Below are 13,643 nucleotides of genomic sequence, written 5' to 3' on the forward strand. Positions count from 1 at the left end.
GTTGCAGCATCAATCATCGCGGCACCGGTCAGAAGGACAGCGCGAGGCTGTCCGTCGCATGCAGGCGAAACAGCATCAGTGTGAGCGCGATCGCGGCGAGCCCACTCCCCAGCGCCCAGCCGCGCCGACCATACCAGGCAAAGGCGAGACCGGCGAAAACGATGACGAACGGCAAAGCCATCATCGGCTGTTCCTTCCCTCGTTCTTGGGTGAATCAGCAGGCATGACATCCGCACCATCGCTTGCCGATCGCCCACAGGCAATGTGTTGCATGCGGAATCCGTGGAACGCAAATGCCCGATCCGGACTTGAATCGGTCGGGACAGACCATGGAGCGGAATCACTGATGACAGCGGGATATGGCAAGAAACGGGACTTCTCGCAAACGCCGGAGCCGAAAGCCCGGCGGGGCGAGAAAGATGATGCGCGGATCTTCGTCATTCAGAAGCACGACGCCTCCAGCCTGCACTATGATTTTCGCATCAGTGTCGGTGGCGCACTCAAATCCTGGGCGATCCCGAAGGGCCCCTCCACCGATCCGCGCGACAAGCGCCTGGCCCTGCCTACCGAGGACCATCCACGCGACTATGCCGATTTCGAGGGTGTAATCCCCGAAGGGGAATACGGCGCCGGGACGGTTCTGGTCTGGGATCGCGGTACCTGGGAAAACATCACCCGCAAGGGTGACGGGATCGTTTCCGCCGAGAAGGCGCTCGAACAGGGGCATCTGCTCATGCACCTGGAAGGCGAAAAGATCTCGGGCGGATACGCCCTGCAACGCACCGATACCGGTGATGACGAGAAATGGCTGCTCGTGAAGATGGATGACGATGCTGCCGACGCGCGCCGCAATCCGGTCTCGACGCAACCGGAATCCGTCATCAGCAAGCGCACGATCGCGCAGGTCAGGCGGCAGGAAGGCGATGGCGACGCGGAAGACGCGTCATGACGAAGTGGCGCGACAGGCTGTCGGCGCGGGAGCGCGAGCGCATTGCGCGACAGGCGCATCCGGACTGGACCGCGCCGATGCTTGCCACGCTTACCCATGAGCGCTTTTATGATCCCGACTGGATCTTCGAGCGCAAGCTCGACGGCGAGCGCGCCCTGTGTTTTCGTGACGGTGACTGCATCCGGCTGCTCACGCGCAACCGCAAGGATATCGGTGAAACCTATCCCGAGATCGTCGATGCGCTGGCCAAGCAGGGGTGCCAGGATTTCGTCATCGACGGCGAGATCGTCACATTGGAGAACGGGCGCACCAGCTTCTCGCGCCTTCAGCAGCGCATGGGGATCACTGATCCGCAGGAGGCGCGCAAGAGCGGTGTGGCGGTGTATTTCTACCTCTTCGACATCCTCCATCTCGGTGGCTTCAGCCTCGACGACTTGGCCTTGCGCACCCGCAAGAGCCTGCTCCGTCAGGTGCTGCGTTTCGAAGATCCGCTGCGCTACACCCCGCACCGCAATGGTGATGGCGAAGCCTTTTTCGAAGACGCCTGTTCGCGTGGTTGGGAAGGGCTGATCGCCAAGAATGCCGCGAGCGGCTATCGCCACAGCCGCTCCCGCGACTGGCTCAAATTCAAATGCGACTGCCGGCAGGAACTCGTCATCGGGGGATTCACGGCGCCGAAGGGGGTCCGCAAGGGCTTCGGCGCGTTGCTGGTCGGCTATTACGAAGGTGACAGCCTGCACTATGCCGGCAAGGTCGGGACCGGCTTCGATGAGGCCTTCCTCACGGATTTCCGCCGGCGTCTGGCGGCGATGACACGCAAGACCGCGCCGTTCGATGACCCGGTCGATGAGGCTGACGCGACCTTCGTCACGCCCGATATCGTGGGTGAATTCGGCTTCACGGAATGGACGCAGGACGGCAAGCTGCGCCATCCGCGCTTTCTCGGCCTGCGTCGTGACAAGGAGGCGGGGGATGTCGTGCGCGAGACCCCCGAAAAGCCATGAGTGACGCGAACGTTCATGTCGACGGGCGCGTGATCAGCCTGTCGAACCAGGACAAGCCGCTGTTTCCGCAAGACGGAATCAGCAAGGGCGATCTGGTCGACTACTACCGACGCATCGCCGAAATCGCGATTCCCCATTATCGCGGGCGCCCGCTGACCATGCACCGATTCCCTGATGGCATCGACAGAGATGGTTTCTTCCAGAAGGAAGCGCCCGACCATTTCCCCGACTGGATCGAACGGGCCACGCTCGACAAGGAAGGCGGCAGCCTCAGACAGGTGATCGCCAACGATGCCGCGACGCTCGTCTATCTGGCCAATCAGGGCTGCATCACGCCCCATCTCGGCCTCTCGACGATCGACGCGATCGACCGGCCCGACCGGCTGATCATCGATCTCGACCCGTCCGATGATGATTTCGGCAAGGTGCAGATGGCCGCGCGGCGCCTGCGCATGCTTTTCGACGAGGCCGATATTGCGAGCTTCGTGAAGACGACGGGCTCGAAGGGGCTGCATGTCGTGGTGCCGCTCGACCGATCGGCGTCTTTCGACGCGGTCAGGGCTTGCGCCGACCGGCTCGCCGCGCATCTGGCAAAGGCTCACCCGGATGATCTCACCACCGAACTGCGCAAGGCGAAACGCGGCAACAGGGTCTATCTGGATATCGGGCGCAACGCCTACGGCCAGACAGCGGTGGCGCCCTACGCCGTGCGCCCGCTTCCCGGCGCACCGATCGCCACGCCCCTCGACTGGGACGAGGCGCTGACCGGTGACATGCATCCACAGCGCTACACCCTGACGAACATCTTCCGCCGCCTCGGCGCAAAGGACGATCCCTGGGCGCGGATCGACAAGAATGCGATCCCCATCGAGGCGCTGGAAAAGACCCTCGATCAGCACGGGCCCTGAGGGAGCAATAGCCCTTCCCTGTGATGGCTGCGAAAACCATCATGCGCAGCTTCGTGCATCGGGTCTTCGATGGCGCCGGAACAGCTTTCGCCTGCGTGCGTTGATCTTCAGATTGTGCAGATGCAGAGGAACTTGCGCCATGTCCGAGGCGAAAGCTGGTCAAAAACCGGAAACGACGCGCTCCCAGGAGGAGATCGTCGACGCGCTGATGCAGCGGCACGGACAAACCTTCTGTGACAAACTCTCCATTCCCATCGAACAAGGCACGCCTTCGCCGCTGTTTCGGTGGCTGGTGGCCTCGATCCTGTTCAGCGCGCGTATCAATGCCGATATCGCCTGCGCCGCCGCCCGCGCGCTCAGCGAAGCCGGATGGCGGACGCCGCAAGCCATGGCGGAGAGCACGTGGGAAGAGCGCACCGAGGTACTGAACCAGGCCGGTTACGCCCGCTACGACGAGAGCACATCGCGCATGCTCGGCGAAAGCGCGCAGATGCTGCTGGAGCAATACAAGGGTGATCTGCGCATCCTGCGCGAGACAGCCGGCGCCAAGCCACAGGCCGAGCGCAAGCGCCTCAAGGCGTTCAAGGGGCTCGGCGATGTCGGGGTCGACATCTTCTTCCGCGAGGTACAATCGATCTGGGACGAGCTCTACCCGTTTCTGGACAAGCACGCCCTCGACGCCGCCGATCAGCTCGGCCTGCCCCGGGATCCCGGGACACTGGCCGGCTTGGTCCCGCGCGAAGACTTCCCGCTCTTCGCCACCGCGCTCACGCAGGCGGCGCGCCGGCACGATATCGACGCGATACGCGGCAAGGAACCTGCGTGATCAAGGCTGACAAGCAACAGTTCGGCACGTGCTGATCTTCCCCGCCGGTGCTTCACGGGCGAAGTATCGCCCCTTTTTGGGGCGCAAACCTTTCGAGGCATGTCAGTCGGGGCGCCGCTTGATGACGCCGTACCAGCCCAGCCCCGCATAGGTCTCGTAGCCGGGTGTGGCGTGGAAGGCGACCGTGGTGCCGTCCGCCTCGCGATAATGCCCGGAGCGCTGGTTGTCGGTGCGCAGGTTCACCCGCTCGCTCAGGATCCCCTCACCGTCCGATGCCGCGATGATGCGGTGGTCGGAATCGACCAGGAGGACGCGCGTGATCTCGCGCTCGTCTGGGGCGATGCGCACACCGTCGACGATGGCGCGCGCCTGCGGCTCCCAGTCGAAATGGATTGCGAGGACGCCGAGCGGCCGGCCATGCGCCTCACCGTTTTCGCGCACGCTGGCGCAATAGGTGAGCACCTGCCCGTTATCCAGTTCTCTCTGGCGCCCGACACTGCCGACCGCGTAATCATCCCCGGAGGCGAGGCCGGCGGCGCTGGCGAACCATGGCTCATGTGCCACATTGCGACCGATCGCGCCGTAGCGCTCGGGCCGGGCATTGGCGATGACATTGCCCTCGAGATCACACAGCCACAGATCGAGATAGACCGTGTAGGCGCCGAGGATGACGCCCAGCCGGCGGCAGGCATAGGCGACGGCCTCGTCGTCGGGTTCGCGCGCACAATCGACCACCGCCGAATCGGTGGCCCACCAGCGCACATCGCAGGTACGCTCGAAGAGATTGCGGTCGATCAGTTCGATCGCGTTAAGGGAGAGATCGACGAGTCGCTCGCCCTGGGCCTGATCGGCAAGGGATTCAACCTGGTTCTGCAACTCGAGAATCCGATGCGTGAGATGCGCTTCGAGCTCCTTGGCCACGCCCTCGATCTCGCTGCCAACGGTGCGAACCTCCTGTGCGACGACGGAAAAGCCGCGCCCGTATTCGCCCGCCCGCGTCGCCTCGATCATGGCATTCAGGGCGAGAATGCGCATCTGCCCCGTCACCTGCTGAATCCGTCGCGTCTTCTCCGCTGCAAGCCCGCGCACCTCATTGGTGACCCTTGCGATATCGTTCAGGCTTGTTGCCTGCTGTTCCTCGACCTGCTTCATCGCTACCGCTGCCATATCTTCGCCCCGTGACGTCGCCGATAAGATTGTATAGCTTATATTCTTCACTATTTATGATGGTGGTTAATATCGCGTTGAAATATAAGGCCAAGCTTGATGTTTGTTTATGCATCTATGATTCTATTTTCAGCAATCCATCCACATCTGGCCGACGGCGCAGATTGCGCGGCGTCTGTCGCGGCTTTGCCTGCGCGCATGATTCTGGTATCGCTGCAGCATGTCGGATGAACACAGCCCTTCTGATGCCGTTCTGCCCTGCCTGCTTGACGGGTACACGGACCTGCCTCCCGGCAAACTCGCCACGCTGGTCACCTATCTCGCCATGACCGCGCCACCCGACAGAATGCCCGCCGAGGCGCCTGCGGATATCGCGATCCACCCCTATACGCCTGAGCCCGACGCCTATCGGGCGCTGTTTCGCGCGATTGGTGAGGATTGGCTGTGGGCGGGGCGCCTGCGCCTCGATGATGCGGCGCTCGAAGCATTGCTGGCCGATCCCGGGTTCGAGCGTTTTGCGCTTTTTGCGGATGACCGCCCGGCGGGCCTGCTCGAGCTCGATTTTCGCGGCGACAATACCTGCGAGCTCGCCTACTTCGGACTTGTGCCCGATGCCGTCGGCAAGGGTAACGGGCGTTTCCTGATGGATTTCGCCATCCTGCGCGCCTTCGCGCGACCGATCTCAAGCTTCTTCGTGCATACCTGCCATTTCGATCATCCCGGCGCATTCGCCTTTTATCGCCGCTGCGGCTTCACGCCCTACAAGCTCGCGATCGAAATCATGGATGACCCGCGCCATGACGGGTTGCTGCCGCAGTGGGCGGCGGCGCATGTGCCGTTCATCCCCCTGCCGGGCAGTGTTGGCGATCACGACGATCAGTAACCGCGGACGGCCCGGGACAGGCCGAGCTGATCCATCTGCGCTTGTTCGCGCGCACCCGCAGCGCTGCGCTCGGCGCCCTTCTCGCGGTCATCGAGGATCTCGACCTTCTTGAGCTCCTCGAAAGCCTCGGCGAGTTCGCCCTTGGCATCGTCGAGCTCGCCCTTGAGGTTGGCCGCAGATTGCAGAAGGTTCTCGCGCCGCTGCGCCGCCGCCTTCGCATAGGTGGGATAGGCGAAATGCGCGGTATCGGTAATCCCGGCTTTCTGCTCCTCCGATGCGATCTCGGCCTGCAGATCTGCCGCCATACGCTCGAAGTCTGCGATCATCATCTCGATCTGCGCCACGCGCCGGCGCTTTTCGTCAACCTGAAAACGCTTCAGGCGAATGAGCGTGTCACGCGATTTCATCGTCCTTCAACTCCAACCCAGACCACACATCACGTCTGCGGCGCGGACAGGATCTGCGCCAACCGCTGGTAACCATGACGGATGGAAGTTGACTCTTCCTTACCCTGACCGAGGAAGCTTTCCAATTCGGGATTCAGCCGTATCGCCTCATCCACTTCCAGTGAGGATCCGGGCCGGTAGGCGCCGAGCCGGATCAGCTCTTCCATGTCGGAATAGGTGGCGAGCACCTGTCGCGCACGCTGCACCACAGGCCAGTATTCCGGATCGCAGGATTTGGGCATGGTGCGCGAGACGGATTTGAGCACATTGATGGCCGGATAGCGCCCGCGTTCGGCAATGGCGCGCTCCATCACGATATGACCGTCGAGAATGCCGCGAACCGCATCAGCGACGGGCTCGTTGTGATCGTCGCCCTCGACCAGAACCGTGAACAGGCCGGTGATCGTCCCATCCCCGGTCCCCGGCCCGGCGCGCTCCAACAGGCGCGGCAGTTCCGAGAAGACGGTCGGCGTATAACCCTTGGCCGTGGGCGGCTCACCGCCGGCGAGGCCGATATCGCGCTGGGCCATGGCGAAACGGGTGATGGAATCGATCATGCACAGCACGGACTTGCCCTGGTCACGGAAATATTCGGCCAGCGTCAGGGTGAGATAGGCCGCGTTGCGGCGCATCAGGGCCGGTTCGTCAGATGTGGCCACGACGACGACGGAGCGCGCGAGTCCCTCGGGGCCGAGATCGTCCTGGAGGAATTCCTGTACTTCGCGCCCGCGCTCGCCGACGAGGCCGATCACCGCGACATCAGCGGCGGTGTAGCGCGCCAGCATCGACAGGAGGACGGATTTGCCCACACCCGATCCGGCGAATATGCCCATACGCTGGCCCGCGCAGCAGGTGGCGAACGTGTTGAGGGCGCGCACGCCGAGATCGAGGGGCACCCCCACGCGCCGGCGCGCATGAGCCGCCGGCGGCTCTGCGCGAAACGGATAGGCGAAGCTGCCTTCCTGCAAAGGCAGGCCACCATCCACCGGGCGGCCGAGCGCATCGACCACCCGCCCCAGCCAGGCCGGGTCGGGTCGAACCGAGCCGGCGGCGCGGCGCACATGCGCCGCGCAACCTCTTCTGACACCGTCGAGATTCCCGAACGGCATGGCGAGCGCGCGGTCGCCCTCGAAGCCGATCACCTCGCAGGGAACATTCGCGCCACCATCGATATCGATCTCGATACGCCCGCCCAGTCGCATCGCGCCGACAGGGCCGGCGATCTCGATCAGCAGGCCGCGCACTGCGACGACGCGACCGTAAACGTCGATATCGTCGATATCGTCGAGCGCGCGGCGGGCTGCCGCAAATTTGCCGTCGCTGCGCAATGATTCTTTCACGGATGCTAACCTTTCGTTTACTCGCTTCGTTAAGACTGCTGAAGCCGAGATTAACGGGCCATGGTGCGTTAGCTCGGGGCGAAAGCGAGTCTGGTGAATCGCTTAGCTGGTTTTCTTCATGCGGAACGTTAAGCCTTCGGAGGGCAAAAACTGTCGGTGAGTCAAGATATTATACCGATTCGCTCGCAATCGGCATTTATCTGCTTGCACACCGGAATCAGGTTTTGTTAACCATTGAGGCATAGCGTTGCGAATCGGACGGAAAGGGGCGCTCACCACGGGGACACCGTGGTGAACGGGTGAGGACGCTTTGCCCGAACACGCTCGAGCCATGCTGGGGATCTGAAACATGCGCGTACTTCTCATCGAGGACGACGGCGCAACGGCGCAAAGCATCGAACTGATGTTGAAATCCGAGGATTTCAACGTCTACACCACCGATCTCGGCGAAGAGGGCGTCGATCTCGGCAAGCTCTACGATTACGACATCATCCTCCTCGACCTCAATCTTCCCGACATGTCGGGTTACGAGGTTCTGCGCACGTTGCGTGTTGCCAAGATCAAGACACCCATCCTGATCCTTTCCGGCATGGCCGGTATCGAGGACAAGGTACGCGGTCTTGGTTTCGGCGCCGACGACTATCTGACGAAGCCCTTCCACAAGGACGAACTGGTCGCCCGCATCCATGCGATCGTCCGCCGTTCCAAGGGTCACGCCCAGTCGGTGATCACCACCGGCGATCTCGTCGTCAATCTCGACACCAAGACCGTCGAAGTCGGCGGCGCCCGGGTGCACCTCACGGGCAAGGAATATCAGATGCTGGAGCTGCTTTCCCTGCGCAAGGGGACGACGCTCACCAAGGAAATGTTCCTCAACCACCTCTATGGCGGGATGGACGAGCCCGAGTTGAAGATCATCGACGTCTTCATCTGCAAGCTGCGCAAGAAGCTGGCCAATGCTTCTCAGGGCAAGAATTATATCGAGACGGTCTGGGGTCGCGGCTATGTGCTGCGCGAGCCCAACGAAAACGAGGAGCGCGTCGCCAGTTGACGCGCTTCATCCGGATCGGCCACGAGCGATGAGCCTCCCCTGCGGGAGGCTTTTTCGTTGATGGCAGCAACGCGCGACCGGTGGGTCCGGCGCGAACGCCGCCCGCCCTGCCCTCAGCCGCCGCGCGCAGTACCGATCCAGGCCTGTGCGCCGGCACGCAGGAGGTTGACGTCCGAGCCGAGCGCGACGATGTCGAAGCCGCGTTGCATCAAGGCACTCGCGCGCTCCGGCGTCGGAGCATAGACGGCGGCAACCTTGCCTGCGTCACGCGCGCGCGACACCGCATGATCGAGCGCGACTTCGACTTCCCGCGATTGCGCATCCACAACACGCCCGTCCGACAGCGCGATGGAGAGATCGGCCGGGCCGATGAATACGCCGTCAATGCCGGAAGTCGCGAGGATATCGTCGATGATCGCGAGCGATTCGCGCGTCTCCACCATGGCGAGCGCAATCGAGAAAGCATTCGCCTGCTTGAAGTAGGCATCCGCCGTGAGCCCGGAGAGGGCGAGCGCTGCATGCGGCCCCCAGCTGCGCTCACCCTGCGGCGGAAATTTCATCGCCCTGGCGAAGCGCTGCGCATCGTCGAGCGTGTTGATCATCGGTGCGATCACGCCGCTGGCGCCAGCATCGAGCAGGCGCGAAGCGGTGGCGAAATCACCGACCGGGATACGCGCGAGCATCGGCTTGCCAGTGGCGGCGATGAGCGGCAGCGCCCGCAGGGTCTGCGCGAAATCAACGGCCCCGTGTTGCATGTCGAGGGTGACGAGATCGAAATCCTCCTTCGCAAGCAGGGCCGGTATCGCCGGCTCCGGAATACCGCACCAGGCGCTCAGGAGCGGCTTGCCGGCATCGAGGCCGTCGCGCAATGCAGTGACCGGGGACATGGGTGTTTCCTTCCGCTGAAAGCTGTGATGAGCGCTGGTCAGACGACGCGCAGGGCGATGCTGCCCAGCCCGTCGATCGAGGCCGTCATGGTTTCGCCGCGCGCCACGGCACCGACGCCGGCGGGCGTGCCGGAGAAGATGACATCGCCGGGCATCACCTCGAAATAGCGCGACAGATAGGCGATCTGCTCGGCCACGGACCAGATCATCTCCGCCAGATCCGCATCCTGACGCGTGGTGCCGTCGACCGCCAGGGCGATGGAACCACGCGCCGGGTGGCCAACCTGCGAGACCGGGTGCAGCGGGCCGACAGGGCCGGAACAATCGCCGCCCTTGGCGAGTTCCCAGGGCCGGCGCATCTGCTTGGCCTCGTCCTGGAGATCGCGGCGGGTCATGTCGATACCGACCGCATAGCCGTAGACACAGTCGAGCGCCTTTGCGACGGGAATGTCGCGCCCGCCGGATTTCAGCGCCACCACCATCTCGATCTCGAAATGATAGTTTTCCGTGCCCGGGGGATAGGGATGCTCGGCCAACTGTCCATCCGGGACGGGCTGGAGCGCATCGGCCGGCTTCATGAAGAAGAAGGGCGGCTCGCGCGAGGGGTCACCGCCCATTTCGATCCCGTGCGCAGCGTAATTGCGTCCGACACAATAGACGCGGCGCACCGGGAAAAGCGCATCGGTACCGGCGATCGGCAGAGCCGGGCGTTCTGCCGGCGGAAAAATGAAACTCATGGGGCGCTCCCTGCAGCCTTCGCGCCATTGGCGCTTTCTCTGCAAGGTGTAGCCGGTGGAAGTGCGCCGGAGAAGTGTCATGTCGGCGAAAATCCCGATGCGCATTCGCCCACCCCAAGCATTCGCACACCCCAGGCCTTCGCATTGTCGAGATCATGGCGGCTCAGCCGGGAGGGAAAGGGATGTCGCCGGATGTGTCCGTGCGACGCCCGCCGCCTGTCACCACCTCCGGGACTGCGGGAATAACGGGCGTGAAGCCACGCACGGTGCGCATGCCACGCAGGTTGAATTCCGCCACGCGCCCGGAGAAGGCCCAGATCGCCGGTACGGCGGCGAGCGAGATATAGCTGTCGATGGCATAGTGCCAGCCGAGATGCACCGTCGCGACAATCGTCAGGATGAGAAAGATCGCTGCTGCGATACCGAGCCAGCGCGAGACACGCCAGGCGAGCAGCATGATCAGCGTCGCGATCGCCACATGCATGCTGGGCGTTGCCGAGATCCCGCCGCCTGGGCGTAAATCACCCGCCTCGAACTGCTCCCAAAGCAGATTCTGAAGGTCGAGCGCGCGCACGCGGTAGATTTCATCGGCTTGCTGCAAGTATGCCATCAGCGGCGCATACGGGTTTTCGCGATAGGGATAGAGAAGACCATAAAAACAAGGGCCGCCGGCGGAGAGGACCACCGCTGCGAAGGTCCCGAGCAGGGCCCAGGTCAGCACGAAGGCGATCAGGAACTGGTTGCGCAGAGCCGGACGTTCAGTCCACAACGTCACCGCCAGCACAGTGAACGCCATCACCGGGAACCACGCTTCGTAAAGCAGCGATACCGTGGCCGTAACGATCGGATAGCCGAGAACCGGATGCAGGATCCGCCAGGCGGAAACGCCTCCATGCAGGAAACGGTCGATCTCCATGAAAACGTGATCGAGCGCATAAGGATTGATCGTGCCGATCGAGGCCTTGAGCGAGGTGAAGGCGGAAACGAAAAGCGGCAGCGCAAAAAACACCGGCGCTGCGATAGCAAGGCGCCTCCACAACAGAAGACGCCCGCGCCGATCCTCCCCTGGCGAAAGAAACGGAATACTCGCCAGCAATCCGTCCCGCCGCTTGTTGGCCAGGTAGGCGATCAGGAAGATAAAGATCGCGCCACCGATCCACATGAGATTGTAGACGCCCAGCGAGAAGCGTGTCTCGTGAAAGAAGCTCACGACGAAGGCCAGCGCGATGTAGATCGCCGCGAAGAACAGAAACATCGCATTGGCTTCGAGCGCGCGCAAAGCCAGCAGACGCAACTGCTTCAGACGATTATCGCCTCTGATCGATTCCACGCTCATCTCCGATCGCCGCAAACTCGAAAAGCCGATGCCACCGACAGATCACATCGTCTCATCTCGCTGCAACCCGTGACAAGCACGACGGTTCCGATCTTCCCGGATCAGGCGCTCCAGCCGCCATCAACCATATGGACCGCGCCGGTGGTGAAAGCGGCTTCGTCACTTGCGAGATAGAGCGCGAGGAAGGCCACCTCCTGCGCGGTGCCGAGCCGTCCCATGATCTGGCGCGCCACGAACTGCGCCCGGGCCTCATCCTCGGAGACCCCCTGCATGCGCGCGAGATCGACGATGCGCTGCTCCAGCGAGGGGGATTCGATGGTGCCCGGGCAGATCGCGTTGCAGCGCACGCCCTCGCGCACGAAATCGACGGCGACGGATTTGGTCAGGCCGATCAAAGCCGCCTTGGTCGCGCCGTAGACGTAACGGTTCGGCGCGCCCTTCACCGAGGAGGCGGCGGAGGCGATGTTGATGATCGAGCCACCACCGCGCGCCCGCATGCCGGGCAGGAAGGCGCGGATCGCGCGATGGGCGGATCTGACGTTGATATCGAAGGAGAAATCCCAGGCCGCGTCATCGCAATCGAGCGCGGTGCCGTGCGCCACGTAGCCGGCGCAGTTCACCAGAATGTCGACACCGCCGATCTTCTCGCCATAGGCGGCAATCGCCGCCCCATCGGTCATGTCGAGGGCATCGGCGCTGGCACAGGTCAGCCCTTCGAGTTTGCCGGCATCGAGATCGCTGGCATGCACCTGCGCGCCCTCGGCCGCGCAGCTCTCAGCGATCGCGCGCCCGATCCCCTGCCCCGCCGCAGTCACCACGGCAATCTTTCCTGTGAGCCGCCCAGTCATCGCATTCCTCCCCTGATGCGCGGCACTGACGACGCGCCGCATCCTTGTCGTGAGCATGGAATGCCCGACCGGCCGTTGGCAATGCCCGCGATACGCGCATCGGATCGCGTAAAGCCGCATGCTTCGTCCGATCGGTCGCCTCAGCCGAGCATCCCGCCGAGCCCGTCATGGATCAACTTGCCGCCGACGCCGAGCAGGAGGATGTAGATCAGCGTGTAGAAGCGCGCGCTGTCGATACGACGGATCAGCCAGATCCCGGCGATCGTCGCGGCGATGGCAAGCGGAAACAGTGCGAGCGACGTGAGGAGGTTTTCCGGCGAAAACTGCCCCAGCATGAAGAAAGGCGCGACCTTCACGACGTTCAGGATCGCAAAGAAGATTGCCCCGGTCCCCACCACGATCTCGCGATGCAGCCGCTGCGGCAGGACGTAGACCTGGAACGGAGGCCCGCCCGCATGGGCGACCATGGAGGTAAAGCCGGAGAGCACACCGAACACCGCACCACCGATCGGCCCCGCGACACTCGCCACCGGCAGGGTTGCGCGGCGCTCCAGCACGAGGCGGCGCATGGCAAAGCTTACCGAGACGACACCGATGGTCAGCGCCACGGCATCTTCGGAAACGTAAGCGGCGAGGAAATAGCCGGCGGCGATCCCCAGAAGCGCACCCGGCAGGAGCCGCTGGATATTGGTCTTGTCCCAGGAATGGCGGTACGACCAGACCGTGACGACATCCTGCACCATCAGGATGGGCAGCATGATCGCGAGCGCCTGCACCGGCGAAATCGTCAGCGCCATCAGCGGCAGCGCCAGCAGGCCGAGGCCGGCAAAGCCGCCCTTGGCAAAGCCGACGAGGATGACCGCCGGAATCGCGGCGAGATAGAACGCGGGATCTGAAATCATGGCGGGTGCTCTGGGGAGCGATCCTAACGATCCCGCCCCAAAGATCGCCCCGCAGCTTCGCCCATCTTCTGTGCGCGAAGCTGCGGGGGAGGCTCGCGTCAATGGGCCGGTCTGCGAAGAAACTGCTCCATGACCCACGAGCCGAACATCGCAGCCGCCCCGGATATGACCGTTCCGAGCGTTTCCATCGCGCTGCCGAAAGCTTGCGCGGCGTTCTCGACGGTGGTGCCGAGCCTTGCCGCAAACGTGCCGAACGGATCGGGATCATTATCGTCGATCAGCAGCGCGCGGCGCAGCCGCTCCGCATCGATGCGCACGTCGCGAATCTCCGAAATGGCTTCCGCAGGGAGGAAGTCACG

Annotated in this window: 16 protein-coding genes; 6 read left to right on the top strand and 10 right to left on the bottom strand. The window is 63.4% G+C overall.

All coding sequences use genetic code 11. The features are described 5' to 3' along the window. Window positions 1–28 precede the first annotated feature (28 nt). The gene (locus tag VKP01_RS09550) at window positions 29–184 is read right to left on the bottom strand and encodes a DUF5993 family protein (protein WP_165603999.1); all 156 of its coding nucleotides are present in this window, start codon (window positions 182–184) and stop codon (window positions 29–31) included. A gap of 162 nt (window positions 185–346) precedes the next feature. Here VKP01_RS09550 and VKP01_RS09555 point away from each other — a divergent pair, with 162 nt between their 5' ends. The 4 genes from VKP01_RS09555 (at window position 347) to VKP01_RS09570 (ending at window position 3,687) form a co-directional block, all read left to right on the top strand. Further along, window positions 347–949, top strand: a complete 603-nt coding sequence (locus VKP01_RS09555; protein WP_324411919.1) for a DNA polymerase ligase N-terminal domain-containing protein — start codon at window positions 347–349, stop codon at window positions 947–949. Continuing rightward, window positions 946–1,953, top strand: coding sequence for a non-homologous end-joining DNA ligase (ligD, locus tag VKP01_RS09560; RefSeq protein WP_324411920.1), 1,008 nt, complete (start codon window positions 946–948; stop codon window positions 1,951–1,953). Before VKP01_RS09555 ends, ligD (VKP01_RS09560) begins: the two co-directional genes overlap by 4 nt. Further along, window positions 1,950–2,861, top strand: a complete 912-nt coding sequence (gene ligD, locus VKP01_RS09565; protein ID WP_324411921.1) for a non-homologous end-joining DNA ligase — start codon at window positions 1,950–1,952, stop codon at window positions 2,859–2,861. The genes ligD (VKP01_RS09560) and ligD (VKP01_RS09565) overlap by 4 nt, the downstream gene beginning before the upstream one ends. Window positions 2,862–3,000: 139 nt before the next feature. Continuing rightward, entirely contained in the window at window positions 3,001–3,687 is a 687-nt protein-coding gene (locus tag VKP01_RS09570) for a hypothetical protein (protein ID WP_324411922.1), read from the top strand. A gap of 102 nt (window positions 3,688–3,789) precedes the next feature. Here the strand turns inward: VKP01_RS09570 and VKP01_RS09575 are convergent, their stop codons facing one another. After that, window positions 3,790–4,854: a methyl-accepting chemotaxis protein gene (locus tag VKP01_RS09575; RefSeq protein ID WP_324411923.1), complete on the bottom strand. Its 1,065-nt coding sequence runs from the start codon at window positions 4,852–4,854 to the stop codon at window positions 3,790–3,792. A 220-nt stretch (window positions 4,855–5,074) separates the two neighbouring features. Here VKP01_RS09575 and VKP01_RS09580 point away from each other — a divergent pair, with 220 nt between their 5' ends. Continuing rightward, complete coding sequence (locus tag VKP01_RS09580; protein WP_324411924.1) at window positions 5,075–5,737, top strand: GNAT family N-acetyltransferase; 663 nt, start codon at window positions 5,075–5,077, stop codon at window positions 5,735–5,737. Here VKP01_RS09580 and fliJ read toward each other — a convergent pair. Together fliJ and fliI are read right to left on the bottom strand one after the other, a co-directional pair. Beyond that, complete coding sequence (fliJ, locus tag VKP01_RS09585) at window positions 5,731–6,144, bottom strand: flagellar export protein FliJ (protein WP_074444769.1); 414 nt, start codon at window positions 6,142–6,144, stop codon at window positions 5,731–5,733. The two genes, VKP01_RS09580 and fliJ, sit on opposite strands and share 7 nt — an antisense overlap. 29 nt (window positions 6,145–6,173) lie before the next feature. Beyond that, window positions 6,174–7,523, bottom strand: coding sequence for a flagellar protein export ATPase FliI (gene fliI / locus VKP01_RS09590; protein WP_324411925.1), 1,350 nt, complete (start codon window positions 7,521–7,523; stop codon window positions 6,174–6,176). A 349-nt stretch (window positions 7,524–7,872) separates the two neighbouring features. Between fliI and ctrA the strand changes: the two genes are divergently transcribed. Beyond that, window positions 7,873–8,574 carry a response regulator transcription factor CtrA gene (gene ctrA, locus VKP01_RS09595; protein ID WP_074444767.1) on the top strand — a complete coding sequence of 234 codons (702 nt, stop codon included), beginning with the start codon at window positions 7,873–7,875 and terminating at the stop codon, window positions 8,572–8,574. A gap of 113 nt (window positions 8,575–8,687) precedes the next feature. Here the strand turns inward: ctrA and VKP01_RS09600 are convergent, their stop codons facing one another. The 6 genes from VKP01_RS09600 to VKP01_RS09625 form a co-directional block, all read right to left on the bottom strand. Further along, a complete protein-coding gene (locus VKP01_RS09600) occupies window positions 8,688–9,461 on the bottom strand; it encodes an HpcH/HpaI aldolase family protein (protein WP_324411926.1) in 774 nt (257 codons plus the stop codon). Between the two features lie 38 nt (window positions 9,462–9,499). Next, the gene (locus VKP01_RS09605) at window positions 9,500–10,198 is read right to left on the bottom strand and encodes a fumarylacetoacetate hydrolase family protein (RefSeq protein ID WP_324411927.1); all 699 of its coding nucleotides are present in this window, start codon (window positions 10,196–10,198) and stop codon (window positions 9,500–9,502) included. Between the two features lie 163 nt (window positions 10,199–10,361). Next, window positions 10,362–11,528: a phosphatase PAP2 family protein gene (locus VKP01_RS09610; protein WP_324411928.1), complete on the bottom strand. Its 1,167-nt coding sequence runs from the start codon at window positions 11,526–11,528 to the stop codon at window positions 10,362–10,364. Between the two features lie 107 nt (window positions 11,529–11,635). Then, window positions 11,636–12,382 (bottom strand): SDR family oxidoreductase, encoded by a 747-nt coding sequence (locus VKP01_RS09615; protein ID WP_324411929.1) that lies wholly within the window; start codon window positions 12,380–12,382, stop codon window positions 11,636–11,638. A 140-nt stretch (window positions 12,383–12,522) separates the two neighbouring features. Further along, window positions 12,523–13,284, bottom strand: a complete 762-nt coding sequence (locus VKP01_RS09620; RefSeq protein ID WP_324411930.1) for a sulfite exporter TauE/SafE family protein — start codon at window positions 13,282–13,284, stop codon at window positions 12,523–12,525. A gap of 98 nt (window positions 13,285–13,382) precedes the next feature. After that, a partial coding sequence (locus VKP01_RS09625) for a hypothetical protein (RefSeq protein ID WP_324411931.1) occupies window positions 13,383–13,643 on the bottom strand: 261 nt, incomplete at its 5' end.

The sequence above is a fragment of the Saliniramus sp. genome, from assembly GCF_035311605.1.
GTDB lineage: Bacteria > Pseudomonadota > Alphaproteobacteria > Rhizobiales > Beijerinckiaceae > Saliniramus.